The organism is Pseudonocardia sp. ICBG1293, from assembly GCF_020131355.1.
Taxonomy (GTDB): Bacteria; Actinomycetota; Actinomycetes; order Mycobacteriales; family Pseudonocardiaceae; genus Pseudonocardia.
Genome location: NZ_JAHLEL010000047.1, coordinates 229,317 through 244,002, shown reverse-complemented (window position 1 = coordinate 244,002; position 14,686 = coordinate 229,317). Strand labels below are relative to the sequence as shown.

Sequence of the window (14,686 nt, the reverse complement as noted above, 5' to 3'; positions counted from 1 at the left end):
AGGTCGACCAGGCCCAGCACGGCGCCTGGGTGGGAATGTGGATCAGAGGTGCCAGGAGACGTCGGATCTCGGCGAGGGTGAGCGGGATGAGCCCGTGATCAGGTCTTTTGGGGCGATCGCCGCGGTGACCGAGAGGTAGGCGTGGGCGAGAATAGCCAGGGTGACGTGGCGGTACCAGGCGTCGTAACGCCGCACTTGATAGTGGTCGAGCCCGACCTCGTTCTTCGCGGTCTGGAAGCACTCCTCGATCGCCCACCGCGTGCCGGCGACGCGGATGAGGTCGTCGTCGGTGGTGCCGGGCGGGCCGGCGCACAGGTAGTAGGCCAGATCGGGCTCCTCGCCGGCGGAGAGCTGTGTGTCGGTGAGGATCTGACGTCGGACCAGTAGCCATCGGCCCCATCCGGCCGGGGCGTTCTCGGGCGGATACAGCGAGGCCACGGCCCAGTCGTAGAAGCGTTCTCCCTTCACACCCGGACCGGCTGAGCGGCGCTTCCACGCCCGTCCGGGAGCGCGGGCGACCAGGTCGTCGGCCCGTCGTGAGCCGCTGATCTGACAGATGTCGGCGTCCAGGGACAACGGGACGGACTGGCTGCGCGGAACCGCGACGACGTAGCCGATCCGGCGCTGCTCGCACCAGGTGCGGAACTTGTAGTCCTGCCCGTATGCCTCGTCCGCGGTCACCCATCCTGCGGGAACCCCGGCATCGAGGGCACGGCCGAGCATTTCCTTGGCCAGCGTGGCCTTGGTGGCGAACTCGATCTCCTCAGGCACCGCCGCGGCTCGGCAGCGTTCCCGATCACCGGTCCAGGACTTGGGCAGGTAGAGCTCGCGGTCGATCAACGTCCGGCCCTTGCTCGTGGCATAGGCACAGAAGACTCCGAGCTGGCAGTTCTCCACCCGCCCGGCAGTGCCCGAGTACTGGCGCTGCACCCCCGCCGACTTCGTCCCCTTCTTCAGGAACCCGGTCTCATCGACGATCAGCACCCCACCGGACTCGCCGAGGTGCTCGACGACGTAATCCCGCAGGTCATCACGGACACCGTCGACATCCCAGGTCGCGGAGTTGAGCAGCCGCTGCATCCCATCCGGAGTCGTGTCACCGGCGACCTCGGCCAGCGTCCACCCGTTCTTCCCCGCCAACGGCGCCAACAACCCCCGCACATACGCCCGCGCCCGACGCCGCGGTTCCGTCCGGAAGAACCGGCCCGCCACCAGCCCGAACAGCCCATCCAGGCCACCGGCCCACGCCTCGAGATCCTCCTCCACCTGCACAAGATCGAAGCTTAGCGCACATCAACATCACAAACTGCGGCTGGAGTACTAGGGCGCGTCTCCTAACCCGGCTGGTCGGGCCTGCGCGATGATCAGTAGGTGTCGCGCCGTGCCGTCCTGACCGATGCCCAGTGGGACCGACTCGAGCCGTTACTGCCCTCGTCGGACGGGATGCCAGGGCGCCCGTTCGCCGATCACCGCAGAGTGATCGAGGGGATCATCTACCGGTTCCGCTGCGGGCTGGCCTGGCGTGATGTCCCGGTCGAGTTCGGGCCGTGGCAGACCCTATGGAAACGCCACCGCCGCTACTGCGGTGACGGCACCTGGGACCAGGTTCTCGCAGCTCTGCTCGCCGATGCCGACTCCGCCGGTCTCGTGGACTGGGCCGTGTCGGTCGACTCGACGATCATCCGCGCTCACCAACACGCCGCGACCCTGCAGCGAGACACAGGGGGCCGGATCGAACTACAAGAATCTGCTGATCGAGCCGCCCGATCACGCCTTGGGCCGCTCCCGCGGAGGGCTCGGCACGAAGATCCACCAGCTCGTTGACGGACACGGCCGCCCGCTGGTCGTACTGGTCGGCCCTGGCCAGGCCGGTGACGCCCCGATGTTCGCGCACCTGATGTCACATCTGAGCGTCGGACGGGTCGGTCCGGGCCGACCGCGGACCCGACCCGAGCGGGTCCGCGCAGATAAGAGGTCGCGCGGATTGGTTGGTGATCATGGACGTCGTGCAGGTCGGGCGTTCCAGCGGTGTGTGGTCCAGGCCTGCCGAATCAAGCTACGGAGTGTGACGATCGTGTCGGCGAGGTCGAAGAACGCGTCGACGACGATTTCTCGTCGTTCGTAGCAGCGCTGCAGCCGGTTGAAGCTGTTGTGCCAAGCGTTGGTCCGCTCGACGTGCCAGCGGCGGGTGGCCTGGATCGGCGCTTTCTCACCCTTGTGCGCGATCTCGCCGTGCAGGCCTCGTTCGGCCAGCGTGTCGCGGGTCTTGCCGGAGTCATAGCCGGCGTCGAGGTGCACGGTGATGTCGTCGGGCAGCGGGCCGAGAGCATCGAGGCGGTCGAGGGTGGGGCCCAGTAGCGGGGAGTCGTGCCGGTTGGCTCCGGCCAGGACTCGGCCCAGCGGGATGCCGTATCCCTCGACGAGCACCGAACGTTTCATACCCTGTTTGCGCCGGTCCACCGGCGACGGACCGGCGACCTCGCCGCCGCCGGGGGCCTTGGTGATGGCGCCATCGACGGCGATGTCGTGCAGCAGCAGACCGACGATGCGGTCGTAGGCGTCCAGGACGATCCGACGCAGCTGGGCGAAGACCCCGAGCCTGATCCACTCGTCACGACGATCGCGGATGGTGGTCGCCGAGCAGGTGCTGTCAGCGATGCCCTCATACGAGCAGCCGAACCGCAGTACCTGCAGGAGCTTGTCGAACACGATCCGATCCGCGATCCGGCGGCGATGGCAGCCCAGCGGATGGGTGGGATCGAACTCGTCTCGATGAGGCAGCAGCGCGGTGAACTGGTCCCACAACGGCTCGGTCAGCCATGATGGCAGGGTGGGCACGCGGCCTCCAGACGATCACGAAGCGTAGATAACTTCATGATCGGCAGGCCCGTACCCGCCCTCGCCCCCAGACACTCGACCGCGGCCAAGCTGTGACCAATCCGCGCGACCTCTAAGGCCTACTCCTCACGCGCCATCCGCGCCCACCTGCGCGGACGACGGATCGTCGCGGTCATCCCGGAGCCGGCTGACCAGCAGGGACACCGGAAACGACGCGGCACACGCGGCGGCCGACCACCGGCGTTCGACCGGGTCGACTACCGCGGCCGCAACGTCGTCGAACGCGGGTTCTGCGAGGTCAAGCAGTGGCGCGGCCTCGCGACCCGCTACGACGAACTCGCCCTGACCTACCGCGGCGGAGTTGCACTGAAGGCCATCGTCACCTGGTTGCGCACTTTAGGAGACACGCCCTAGGCCCGTCGGAGCGGGAGCGCCCGCGGACGCGCCCGATCCGGGGACGGGTCAGGCGCCCAGCAGCTTCTTCTGGACCTTGCCCATCGCGTTGCGGGGCAGCGCGTCGACGAACACGATCTCGCGGGGCCGCTTGTGCCAGGACAGCTGCTCGGCGACGTGGTCGATCAGCGCCTGCCCGTCGCGCCCGTCACCGACGACGTAGGCCACGATCCGCTGGCCGAGATCGGGGTCGGGGGCACCGACGACGGCGACCTCGGCGACACCCGGGTGGTCGAGCAGGACGGCCTCGATCTCGCCGGAGCCGATCCGGTAGCCGCCGGACTTGATCAGGTCGGTGGACTCGCGGCCGACGATGCGGTGGAACCCGCCCGGGTCGCGCACGGCGAGGTCACCGGTGCGGAACCAGCCGTCACCGGCCCAGCACTCGGCGTTCGCGTCGGGGCGCCCGCGGTAGCCGTCGAACAGCATGGGGCCGCGGACCTCGAGCCGGCCGACGGTCTCGCCGTCGTCGGGGACGGTCGCGGGGGCGTCGTCGGAGGCGGGCAGCAGCCGGGTCTCGGCGCCCGGGACGGGCAGTCCGACCCAGCCGGCGTGCCGCTCCCCGGACGCGTGCGCGGACAGGGTGATCATGGTCTCGGTCATGCCGTAGCGCTCGACCGGGGCCTGTCCGGTCAGGGCGGCGATCCGGTCGAACAGCGAGGCCGGAAGCGGGGCGCTGCCCGAGACGAGCAGCCGGGCCCGGCCCAGGGCGCGGGCGGCGTCGGGCTCGTCGACGATCCGGTTCCAGACCGTGGGGACGCCGAAGTACATCGAGGCGTCGACCGCGGCGTAGCGGGCGGGCTGCGGCTTCTCGGTGTGCACGACCCGCGAGCCGCGGCGCAGCGGGCCGAGCACCCCGAGGATCAGGCCGTGGACGTGGAACAACGGCAGGCCGTGGGCGACGGTGTCCTCGGGGGTCCAGTCCCACACCTCGAACAGGGCGTCGAGTCCGGCGGCGATCGCGGCCCCGGAGAGCTGGGCGCCCTTGGGCCGCCCGGTGGTGCCGGAGGTGTAGAGCAGCATCGCGGTGGCGGCCGGGTCGACCGCGCGCGGGGTGACCGGCCGGGCGCCGGGGACGACGAGCGGCAGGTCGACGCCCTCGGGCCGCGGCCCCGCCCAGGAGGTGGCGCCCGAGTCGGCCAGGACGTGCCCCCGCTCGGCGGGCCCGGAGTCCGGGGGGACCGGGACGACCGGCACCCCGGCCAGGATCGCGCCGGTGACCGCGACGACGGTGTCGGCGGTGGCGGTGGCGTGCACCGCGACCGGGCCGTCGTCGGGGATCCCGGCGGCGAAACGGCCTGCCCGGTCGACGAGCTCGGCACGGGACAGCACGTCGTCGCCGACGGTGACGGCACGCTCGAGGTCCTGGGTGCCGGTGAGCGAGGTGAGGAACAACGTCGGTCTCCTGGTGGTGACGGGGGTCAGACGGCCATGGCGGGCAGCACGAGGGCTCCCACCAGCGCGATCGGGCCGATGACGACCATGGACAGGCCCCAGCGGGTCAGCAGCGCGGTCATCCGGGGTCGTTCCTGCTCGTCGACGGTCGTGGCGACCAGCGTCGCACCGACCGTCGAGAAGGGTGACACGTCCACGATGGACGAGCAGACCCCGAGCGCGCAGATCAGTGCCCAGCCGGGGACACCGCCCTGTGCCACCAACGGGATCGCGAGCGGCACCAGGGCGGCGAGGATGCCGGTGGTCGAGGCGAACGCCGACACCAGCCCGCAGACCGCACAGATGACCAGGGCGGCGAGCAGCGGGACGGTGAGGCTCGCCGCGACGTCGCCCAGCAGGTCGACCGAGCCGATCTCCTGCAGCACCCCGACGTAGGTGATGATGCCGCCGACCAGCAGGACGGTGGACCAGTCGATCTCCTTCAGGGCGCCGCGGCCGCTGTCCGGGTCGATCAGGGTGAGCACCGCGCCGAACGCGAACGCCAGCACCCCGACGTCGGGTTCCCTGCCCAGCACCGCCAGCACGACGACGGCGGCGACCAGGCCGAGCATCGCGACGACGGTGATCCGGTGCGTCGCGTGCATCGGCTCGCGGGCCGGGGCCTGCCCGTCGTCCGGCGCCACCGGCCCGGACCCGCTGCCGGCGGTGACCGGGACGCGGTCGCGGGTGGAGAACATCAGGTACGACGCGGCCAGCAGCACCAGGTTCGCGACGATCGCGACCGCGAACAGGGTCAGCGGGTCGAGCGCGATCCCCGCCGCGGACGCCGTGCCCCAGGTGACGATCCCGAACAGCGACGTCGGCGCGAACCCGCCCGCGGACAGCCCGGTCCCGATCGCCAGCGCCATCAGCATCGGGTCGATCCCGCGCCGGTGGGCCACCGTCATGCCGATCGGCGCCATGACCAGGCCGCCCAGCGGCGAGCCCATCGCCGACACCACACCGGTGAGCACGAAGAAGGTCAGCGGCAGCGCCCCGGTCCGGTCGCCGACGACCACCAGCGCCCGGTCGACGAGCCGGCCGATGGTGCCGTTGGCCTTCGCGATCCCGAAGAAGAACGTGACCCCGACCAGCAGCACCAGGATGTCGACGGGGAACCCGGCGACGATGTCGTCGAGCGGCAGCCCCGCGACGAGCAGCCCCATGCCGGCGGCGGCCGCGAACATGACGATCCCGATGTGGGCCCGCCGTAGCTCGGCGACCACGAAGACCGCCGCGAACACCACCAACGCGATGACCTGCACCGCCATGCCCACCCCCATTGGTACGCGCTTGTCGTGCTGGTCCACCAGGTGGCACAGTGGTGCGACGAGTGGACCGCTCGACGGCGGACACTAGGTCGCCCGAACGAGGGAGGTCAACACCGCATGGCTCCGACGAACAGCGTCGTCTCCGCGGTCCACGTCCTGGAGGCGGTGGGCGAGCACCAGCCCGTCGGGCTCTCCGACCTCACCCGTGTCGTCGGGCTGCCGAAGTCCACGGTGCTGCGGATCCTGCGCACCCTGGCCGAGGTCGGCTGGTGCGTCCCCGACGACGCCGCACGCTGGCGTCTGAGCTACCGCGCGTTCGCCGTCGGCAACCAGGCCCGCGACGCCGGCGGCCTGCGCGAGGTGGCGATCCCGGTGCTGCACGAGCTGCAGCTGGGGACGGGGGAGACCGTGCACCTGGCCGTCCCCGACGGGCGCGAGCTGGTCCTGCTGGAACGGCTCGACACCCGGCACCGGCTGCGCGCGTTCCTGCCGCTGGGCCACCGCATCCCGTTGCACGCCTCGGCGACCGGGCAGGCCTACCTCGCGGCCTGCACGCCGGACGAGGTCGAGACCTACCTCGCCGGGCCGCTGGAGCGCTCGACCCGGCACACCGTCGTCGATCCCGCGCGGCTGCGCGACCGGATCGACGAGGTCCGGGAGCGGGGGTGGTCGGTCAATCCCGAGGGCCTGTCCGACGGCATCGCCGCCGTCGGCGCCCCGCTGCGGGGCCCCGGCGGGCGCCCGGTGGGGGCGCTGTCGGTGTCCGGCCCGACCGTGCGGATGACCGAGGAGGTCTTCGACGACCACGGCCGCGCCGCCGCGGACGCCGCCCGGCGCATCTCCCGCGACCTGGGGGCCCGGCCCTAGCAACGCCCTCCTGCACGGACGACCCTGCACGGATGACCCCGCACGGACGACCCCGCGGCGACGACCCCGCAGCGACGACGGAGCCCGCCCCCTCATCGAGGGGACGGGCTCCGGTGTGGTGGGTACTGCGCGCGTCAGCTCTTCAGCATGCCCCGCAGGACGTACTGCAGGATGCCGCCGTTGCGGTAGTAGTCCGCCTCACCGGGGGTGTCGATGCGGACCGTCGCGTCGAACTCGACGGTCTCCCCGGAGGACTTCGTGGCGGTCACGTGCACCGACTTCGGGGTCTTCCCGTCGTTCAGCGCGGTGATGCCCGCGATGTCGAAGGTCTCGGTGCCGTCGAGCCCGAGGCTCTTCGCCGACTCGCCCTCGGGGAACTGCAGCGGGACGACGCCCATGCCGATCAGGTTCGAGCGGTGGATCCGCTCGAAGGACTCGACGATGACGGCGCGCACGCCCAGCAGCGCGGTGCCCTTGGCCGCCCAGTCGCGGGAGGACCCGGAGCCGTACTCCTTGCCACCGAGGATGACCAGCGGGGTGCCGGCCGAGGCGTAGTTCTGCGCGGCGTCGTAGATGAACGCCTGCGGCGCGCCGTCCTGGGTGAAGTCGCGGGTGTAGCCGCCCGAGACGTCGTCCAGGAGCTGGTTGCGCAGCCGGATGTTCGCGAACGTGCCGCGGATCATCACCTCGTGGTTGCCGCGACGCGAGCCGAAGGAGTTGTAGTCCTTCTTCTCCACACCGTTCTCGTCGAGGTACTGCGCGGCCGGGGTGCCCGGCTTGATCGCACCGGCCGGCGAGATGTGGTCGGTGGTGACCGAGTCGCCCAGCAGCGCGAGCACGCGGGCACCGGAGATGTCGGTGACCGGGTCCGGCTCGCCCTTCATGCCCTCGAAGTACGGGGGCTTGCGGACGTAGGTGGACTTCTGGTCCCACTCGAAGGTCCGGCCCTCGGGGGTCGGCAGCGCGCGCCAGCGGTCGTCGCCGCGGAACACGTCGGAGTAGCTCTTGGTGAACATCTCCGAGGTGATCGAGGAGTCGACGACGGAGTTGACGTCCTCGGTCGAGGGCCAGATGTCGCGCAGGAAGACGTCGTTGCCCTCGGAGTCCTGGCCCAGGGGCTGGGCCTCGAAGTCGAAGTCCATCGTCCCGGCCAGCGCGTAGGCGATGACCAGCGGCGGGGAGGCCAGGTAGTTCATCTTGACGTCGGGGTTGATCCGGCCCTCGAAGTTCCGGTTCCCGGACAGGACCGAGACGACGGTGAGGTCGTTGTCGTTGACCGCGGCCGAGATCTCCTCCGGCAGCGGGCCGGAGTTGCCGATGCAGGTGGTGCAGCCGTAGCCGACCAGGTTGTAGCCGAGCTTGTCGAGGTAGGGCCAGAGACCGGCCTTCTCGTAGTAGTCGGTGACGACCTGGCTGCCCGGGGCCATCGAGGTCTTGACCCACGGCTTGACCGCGAGGCCCTTCTCGACGGCGTTGCGCGCCAGCAGCGCCGCGCCGAGCATGACGCTCGGGTTGGAGGTGTTGGTGCACGAGGTGATCGAGGCGATCACCACGGCGCCGTGGTCGAGCACGAACTCGCCGCGCGAGTCCGACCGCACGGTGACCGGCTTGGACGGCCTGCCCTCGCCGCCGTCCGCGGCGGAGATGACGACCGGGGCGGCGTCGGAGTCGGCGAAGGAGAGCGCCGGGGCGTCGCTGGCCGGGAAGGACTCGTTGGACGACTCGTCGACCCCGGCGAGCGGGCTCGGGGCCACGTCGTCGTCGGTGTAGTCGTGGACGGTCTTGCGGAACGCCGGCTTGGCGTCGGTCAGCTCGATGCGGTCCTGCGGTCGCTTCGGGCCGGCGATCGAGGGGACGACCGTGGAGAGGTCCAGCTCCATCGTCTCGGAGTAGACCGGCTCGTGGTCCGGGTCGTGCCAGAGACCCTGCTCCTTGGCGTAGGTCTCGACCAGCGCGATCTGCTCGGCCGAGCGACCGGTCAGCTTCAGGTAGCGAACGGTCTCCTCGTCGATCGGGAAGATCGCCGCGGTGGAGCCGAACTCCGGGCTCATGTTGCCGATCGTGGCCCGGTTGGCCAGCGGCACCGCGCCGACACCGGCGCCGTAGAACTCGACGAACTTCCCGACGACGCCCTGGCGGCGCAGCATCTCGGTGATGGTGAGGACCACGTCGGTGGCGGTCACGCCGGTCGGGATCTCCCCGGTCAGCTTGAAGCCGAGTACCTGGGGGATGAGCATCGAGACCGGCTGGCCCAGCATCGCGGCCTCGGCCTCGATGCCGCCCACGCCCCAGCCCAGCACGCCCAGGCCGTTGACCATCGTGGTGTGCGAGTCGGTGCCGACCAGGGTGTCGGGGTAGGCCTGCCCGTTGCGGGGCATGACCACCCGAGCCAGGTTCTCGATGTTGACCTGGTGCACGATGCCGGTGCCGGGCGGGACGACCTTGAACTCGTCGAAGGCGCCCTGGCCCCAGCGCAGGAACTGGTAGCGCTCCTTGTTGCGGCCGTACTCGAACTCGATGTTGCGCTCGAACGCGTCGGCGGTCCCGAAGAAGTCGATCATGACCGAGTGGTCGATGACCAGCTCCGCGGGTGCGAGCGGGTTGACCTTCGACGGGTCGCCGCCCATCTCGGTCACGGCCTCGCGCATGGTCGCCAGGTCGACGACGCAGGGGACGCCGGTGAAGTCCTGCATGATCACCCGGGCGGGGGTGAACTGGATCTCGGTGTCCGGGGCCGCCTGCGGGTCCCAGTTCGCCAGGGCGTTGATGTGGTCCGCCGTGACGTTCGCACCGTCCTCGGTGCGGAGCAGGTTCTCGAGCAGGACCTTCAGGCTGAACGGCAGGCGCTTCGAGCCCTCCACCGCGGAGAGCCGGAAGATCTCGTAACCGGTGCCCCCGACGTCGAGCTGTCCTCGGGCGCCGAAGCTGTCGGTGCTGGCCACTTGGTGGTCCTCCCGTGGTGGTGGGCGGTCGCTATGTCCGGTGCGGTGAGCCCGCCCCGCCTCGCGGGGGAGGAGGTGCTCACCTGCGTCGTGCCGGAGTCTCGCGCACCACCGTGTCGGCAGCAGCGCGACCCCTCGTGCTGCAAATAGTACGCCTGTCCTATAAGCCTGGCGAGCCGGGTGTGGCCGGGCTCGCGGCGCCGCAGGACCGAGGGGGTCCCCCGTGCGGTGGACGGGTCCGGTGTGTCGCACGGGGTTCGGGTGACACGAGTGGCACTGTTCCCCGTCGATCCCCGTCGATCCCGCCCGCTCCCCGGAAGGACCCCCCGTGACGCGCCAGCCGTCGGCGACCCTCGTCGTGGTGGCCGTGCTCGTCGCGGTCGCGCTGGCCTCGCCCGGGGTGGGCGTGGCCGCGACCGCCGTCGTGCCCGCCGCCGCGGTGCTCCCGGCCCAGCCGCCGCCCCCGCCGCCACCCAACCCCGGCGACGACGAGCTGGAGCGCAGTCGCCAGTCGGTGCAGGACCGGGCGGCCGAGGTCGGCAGGCTCACCGCCCGCCTCGCCGAGCTCGACGCGCAGGCCGAGCAGCTGCAGATGGAGGTCGCGGGGCGCAACGAGGAGGCTCTCGCCGCCCGCGACACCGCCGACGCCGCGGGTCGGGAGGCCGAGGCCGCCGCGGCCAGGGCCGCCGACGCCCGCGCCGCGACCGAGGCCGCCGGCCGCGCCGTCGACGACGCCCGCACCCGGATCGACGCCTTCGTGGGCGACGTCTACACCCACGGCCTGGACCTCGGCCCGCTCGGGCTGCTGTCGCGGGCGACCGACCCGCAGGACCTGATGGACCGGGCCCGGCTCACCGACGCGCTGAGCGAGGACCAGGCCGCCGTCCTGGAGCAGCTCCAGCAGGCCCGGGTGGCCCAGGCCAACGCCGACTCCCTGGCCCGCGCGGCGCAGGAGGAGGCCGACCGGCGCCGTGCCGACGCCGAGCAGGCGTCCGCGGCGGCCGACTCCGCCGTGGACGAGGCCGTCGCGGCGGCCGACGCCCAGCAGGTGCGGCTCGACGCCGTGCACACCGAACGCGCCGACGTGCAGTCCCGCCTCGACGCCGCGGAGAACGCCGACGCCGGGCTGCGGGCCCAGCGCCAGCGTTACGAGGCGTGGCGGGCCGAGCAGGCCCGGTTGCAGGCCGAGGCCGACCGGCGGGCCCGGGAGGAGGCCGCGTCGCGGGTCGCACAGGAGGCCGGGCCGTCGGAGGGGCCCGCGCCGCGGCGCACCGGGTCGGCGGCGATCGAGACCGTGATCGACCGGGCGATGGCCCAGCTCGGCACCATCTACGCCTGGGGCGGCGGCAACTCCCGCGGACCGACCCGCGGGATCCGCGACGGCGGCGTCGCCGACGCCCACGGCGACTTCCGCAAGGTCGGCTTCGACTGCTCCGGGCTGATGCAGTTCGCCTTCGCCGGGGTCGGTATCAGCCTGCCCCGCTACAGCGGGAACCAGGCGAACGCCGGTCGGCTGGTGCCGATCTCGGACATGCGGCGCGGGGACATGCTGTCCTGGGCCGACGGCGGCCGCACCCACCACATCGCCATCTACCTGGGCGACGGGAAGATGCTCGAGGCCCCCTACTCCGGTGCGAGCGTGCGGGTCACCCCGGTCCGCTACGGCGGCCTGAACAAGGTCACCCGGATGCTCTGACGGCCGCCGCCTCCGCGGTCAGCTCGTCGAGGACCAGTCGCACCGCGGGCCGGGTCACCGCGCCGCGGGTCACGGCCCGCACCAGGCGGGCGGCCCGCACCCCGGCGAGCGGGCGCAGCGCGAGCCGGGCGCCGCCGCGGTGGTCGGTGGAGTGCCGGGGGAGCAGCGCGACGCCGTGGCCGTGCGCGACGAGCTCCTCGGTGACCGAGAAGTCGTTGATCCGCTGCACCACCCGCGGTGCGGTGCCGGTCACCAGCGCGAGCGAGGTGAGCACGTCGTCGACCGGCCAGCCGACGGCGACCGAGATCCAGTCGGCGTCGACGAGATCGGACAGGTGCACCTCGGCGCGGTGGGCCAGCGGGTGGTCCGGGGGCAGGGCGACGTCGAGGGGCTCGCGCAGGAGCGGGTGCACGGTGAGCCGGCCCGTGCGCAGCGGGTCGAGCCGTTCGTCGTGGTGGGTGACGACGATGTCGGCGTCGGCCGCGGCGGCCGGTACCTCCTCGGGGCGCAGGTCGAGGTCGCGGCACGACAGCGCCAGCCCGGGGTGGGCGGACGCCCGGCGCAGCAGCCCGGGCATCAGCAGCCGGGCCGCCGACGGGAAGAACACCACGCGCACCGTGCCCAGCGGCTGCTCCCGCAGGCCCGCGGTGGTCTGTTCCAGCCGGCCCAGCGCGTCGAGCACCTCCTGTGCCCCGTCGACGACGGCCCGCCCGGCCGCGGTGAGCCGCAGCCCGCGCCCGTCCGGCGCGGTCAGTTCCAGGCCCGCCTCCCGGGAGAGCGCCTTGAGCTGCTGGGAGACCGCGGACGGGGTGAAGTTCAGCGCCGCGGCGACGGCGGTGACCGAGCCGCGGTCGGCGAGCTCGCGCAGGATCCGGAGCCGCCGTACATCCATGTAGCAAAGCTACAACATCACTTCAGTTGTTGTCGCTGGTCTGCACGGTCACCGCGCGGCAGCGTGGGCGCCGTGACCGCCAGGGACCGTCTGCTCGCCGTCGTCGTCGCCGTGTTGTGGGGCGCCAACTTCATCGCCATCCACGTCGGGCTCGAGCACTTCCGGCCGCTGTTCCTGGCCGGGCTGCGGATGCTCGTGCTCGCGGTCCCGACGGTGCTGCTCGTGCCGCGGCCACGGGTGCCGCTGCGCTGGCTCGTCGGCTACGGGCTCGGGTTCGGCACCGTGCAGTTCCTCTTCCTGTTCCTGGGGATGTACGCCGGGATGCCGACCGGCCTCGCGTCGCTGGTGCTGCAGGCCTCGGGGCCGTTCACGCTGGTGCTGGGGGCGCTGCTGCTGCGCGAGCGGGTGACGCCGCGGCAGTGGGCCGGCATCGGCGTCGCCGTCGTCGGGCTGGGGTGCATCGCGGTCGTCCGCGCGCAGTCCGCGGCGCTCCTGCCGGTCGTGCTGACGCTGCTGGGCGCGCTCGGCTGGGCGGCCGGGAACCTGTGCAGCCGGCTGGCCCAGCGCGACGGTGACGCGGTGAACCCGCTGCACCTGACGCTGTGGATGACCGTCGTCCCGCCGGTGCCGCTGCTGGCCGCCTCGGCGGTGGTGGAGGGGCCGGGCGCCTGGGGTGACGTCGTCACCACGGTGACCCCCGACGGGGTCGCCGGGCTGCTCGCGCTCGTGTATCTGTCGCTGGTCGCGACGGTGCTCGCCGCCGGGATCTGGACCGGTCTGCTGCGCCGCTACCCGGCCGGGCTCGTGGCGCCGCACTCGCTGCTCGTGCCGGTGGTCGGGATGAGCCTGGCGACGGTGCTGCTGGGGGAGCGGCCGTCGGTGACCGAGCTGGTCGCCGGGGCGGTGGTGGTCGGCGGGGTGCTGGTGGCCTCGGCGCCGGCGCGGCGTCGGGTGGAGGTGACGGTGTGAGGCTGCGCCACACGACGATCGTGGTCGAGAACCACGACGCCGCGGTCACGTCCTTCGTCGACGTGCTCGGCTGCGAGCTGGTCGAGGACCCGCCGCGGGTCGAGTCCTCCGGCACGGTAGCGGTGTTCCGCGACGTCGCCGGAGACCGCTGGGACCTGTTCTCCGGGGTGGGAGTCAGGCACGCCGGCGCCGTCGGTGGTTGCGGCGCCGGCGGCTCGGGGCGAGGAACGCCGCCGCGGTCCCGGCCAGGGCGACGATCCCGAGCGCGACGAGGGCGGTCACGAACGCGCCCGCCGGGACCGTGGTCGCCGGGGGCTCGGGAGGTGTCCCGGGGAGGGCCGCGACCTCGTGGGTGGCGGTGCCTATGTCGTCCTCGTACGGGCTCGTGGAGCCGAGCGGAGGGAACTCGTAGTGGGCACCGTTCGTGAACGACCGGTCGACCGTGGTCGCGGCGTTCGGCTGTGGGGACGAGGAGCCGACGACCTGGACCTCGCGGCCGTCGTCGGTGCGGACCTGTGCGATGCGGCCGTCGGTGGAGGTCGAGCTCACGGTGCCGGTGACGGCGTGCTCCGAGCGGAGTGGCTCGGAGATGCACGAGGCACCGGAGGTCGGGATCGTCGTCTCGCCCGGCCCACCCGGCACGCTCGTCGCGGCGAGGAGTGCCAGGGCGACGAGCAGCGGGACCGTGAGACGGGGCACGTGGCCATCCTCGCGCCCCCGGGGGCCGCGCGCCTCCGCCGTCCAGCCGAGTGGTCGGGTCCCGGGGCGATCGCGGCGACCTCCCGGGTGTGGACCCGGCTGACCACGGGGCGGTAGGTCTCGACGACGGAGCGGGTGGCGGGACGGGGTCGCGGCCGCGGCGTGATGGGCTCGGGCGGCGGGGTGTGAGGCCGAGCGTGATGGGGCTCGCGCCACCGGGGCGTCCACGTCGCGGGCCGGCGTGGAGCGAGGTCGCAGGGAAGGGGGCGACCACGCGGCGACCGCGGTCGCCGCCGTGTCGCACCGCTCCGCGCCGTGTCGCACCGCTCCGCGCCGTGTCGCACCGCTCCGCGCCGTGTCGCACCGCTCCGCGCCGTCTTGCACCGCTCCGCGCCGTCTTGCACCGCTCCGCGCCATGTCGCGCTGGCGGGCGAGTATCCGCGAGCGCCGGAAGCGGGTCCGGCGCGATCCCAGGGCGACGTGAGGTGTTCCGGTCGCGCCCGCTCACGAGTTCGGTCTGCCCTGGTGATGCCGGTGGCGGTGACCGCGTTCGCGGCCCCGGAGTCGTCGATCCGCGGTCGGAGGCGGGCCGGCGATCGCCCCGGCGCTCGGATGCGTCGGACGG

The 14,686-nt window shown here is 72.5% G+C and carries 12 protein-coding genes; 5 read left to right on the top strand and 7 right to left on the bottom strand.

Going from position 1 to position 14,686, the window contains the following annotated elements:
- Positions 1-42: 42 nt before the first annotated feature.
- On the bottom strand, positions 43-1,266 hold the full coding sequence (locus tag KPF47_RS24435; RefSeq protein WP_374108783.1) for an IS701 family transposase: 1,224 nt from the start codon (positions 1,264-1,266) through the stop codon (positions 43-45).
- Positions 1,267-1,371: 105 nt separating this feature from the next.
- Between KPF47_RS24435 and KPF47_RS24430 the strand changes: the two genes are divergently transcribed.
- Positions 1,372-1,824, top strand: a complete 453-nt coding sequence (locus tag KPF47_RS24430; RefSeq protein ID WP_374108888.1) for an IS5 family transposase — start codon at positions 1,372-1,374, stop codon at positions 1,822-1,824.
- Between the two features lie 171 nt (positions 1,825-1,995).
- Here KPF47_RS24430 and KPF47_RS24420 read toward each other — a convergent pair whose 3' ends face one another.
- Positions 1,996-2,838 carry an IS5 family transposase gene (locus KPF47_RS24420; protein ID WP_224386276.1) on the bottom strand — a complete coding sequence of 281 codons (843 nt, stop codon included), beginning with the start codon at positions 2,836-2,838 and terminating at the stop codon, positions 1,996-1,998.
- Positions 2,839-2,937: 99 nt separating this feature from the next.
- On the opposite strand from KPF47_RS24420, the gene KPF47_RS24415 reads away from it, so the two are divergent.
- The gene (locus KPF47_RS24415; protein WP_374108894.1) at positions 2,938-3,252 is read left to right on the top strand and encodes a transposase; all 315 of its coding nucleotides are present in this window, start codon (positions 2,938-2,940) and stop codon (positions 3,250-3,252) included.
- 48 nt (positions 3,253-3,300) lie between these two features.
- Here the strand turns inward: KPF47_RS24415 and KPF47_RS24410 are convergent, their stop codons facing one another.
- Entirely contained in the window at positions 3,301-4,686 is a 1,386-nt protein-coding gene (locus KPF47_RS24410) for an acyl-CoA synthetase (RefSeq protein ID WP_224391136.1), read from the bottom strand.
- A 26-nt stretch (positions 4,687-4,712) separates the two neighbouring features.
- Complete coding sequence (locus KPF47_RS24405; protein WP_224391135.1) at positions 4,713-5,996, bottom strand: SLC13 family permease; 1,284 nt, start codon at positions 5,994-5,996, stop codon at positions 4,713-4,715.
- A gap of 117 nt (positions 5,997-6,113) precedes the next feature.
- Here KPF47_RS24405 and KPF47_RS24400 point away from each other — a divergent pair, with 117 nt between their 5' ends.
- Positions 6,114-6,863, top strand: a complete 750-nt coding sequence (locus tag KPF47_RS24400) for an IclR family transcriptional regulator (RefSeq protein WP_224391134.1) — start codon at positions 6,114-6,116, stop codon at positions 6,861-6,863.
- A gap of 134 nt (positions 6,864-6,997) precedes the next feature.
- On the opposite strand, the gene KPF47_RS24395 is transcribed toward KPF47_RS24400, so the two are convergent.
- The gene (locus tag KPF47_RS24395) at positions 6,998-9,805 is read right to left on the bottom strand and encodes an aconitate hydratase (protein ID WP_224391133.1); all 2,808 of its coding nucleotides are present in this window, start codon (positions 9,803-9,805) and stop codon (positions 6,998-7,000) included.
- Positions 9,806-10,133: 328 nt separating this feature from the next.
- Here KPF47_RS24395 and KPF47_RS40420 point away from each other — a divergent pair, with 328 nt between their 5' ends.
- Positions 10,134-11,501 carry an NlpC/P60 family protein gene (locus KPF47_RS40420; RefSeq protein ID WP_224391132.1) on the top strand — a complete coding sequence of 456 codons (1,368 nt, stop codon included), beginning with the start codon at positions 10,134-10,136 and terminating at the stop codon, positions 11,499-11,501.
- Here the strand turns inward: KPF47_RS40420 and KPF47_RS24385 are convergent.
- A complete protein-coding gene (locus KPF47_RS24385) occupies positions 11,485-12,393 on the bottom strand; it encodes a LysR family transcriptional regulator (protein WP_224391131.1) in 909 nt (302 codons plus the stop codon). The two genes, KPF47_RS40420 and KPF47_RS24385, sit on opposite strands and share 17 nt — an antisense overlap.
- A 72-nt stretch (positions 12,394-12,465) precedes the next feature.
- Here KPF47_RS24385 and KPF47_RS24380 point away from each other — a divergent pair, with 72 nt between their 5' ends.
- The gene (locus tag KPF47_RS24380) at positions 12,466-13,362 is read left to right on the top strand and encodes an EamA family transporter (protein ID WP_224391130.1); all 897 of its coding nucleotides are present in this window, start codon (positions 12,466-12,468) and stop codon (positions 13,360-13,362) included.
- Positions 13,363-13,536: 174 nt separating this feature from the next.
- Here the strand turns inward: KPF47_RS24380 and KPF47_RS24375 are convergent, their stop codons facing one another.
- Entirely contained in the window at positions 13,537-14,061 is a 525-nt protein-coding gene (locus KPF47_RS24375) for a hypothetical protein (RefSeq protein ID WP_224391129.1), read from the bottom strand.
- Positions 14,062-14,686: the final 625 nt, after the last annotated feature.

What these genes read in the sequence shown, in the direction of transcription:
- KPF47_RS24385 (WP_224391131.1), bottom strand. Translation starts at nt 12,393, where the DNA reads ATGGATGTACGGCGGCTCCGGATCCTGCGCGAGCTCGCCGACCGCGGC.
- KPF47_RS24405 (WP_224391135.1), bottom strand. Translation starts at nt 5,996, where the DNA reads ATGGCGGTGCAGGTCATCGCGTTGGTGGTGTTCGCGGCGGTCTTCGTG.
- KPF47_RS24400 (WP_224391134.1), top strand. Translation starts at nt 6,114, where the DNA reads ATGGCTCCGACGAACAGCGTCGTCTCCGCGGTCCACGTCCTGGAGGCG.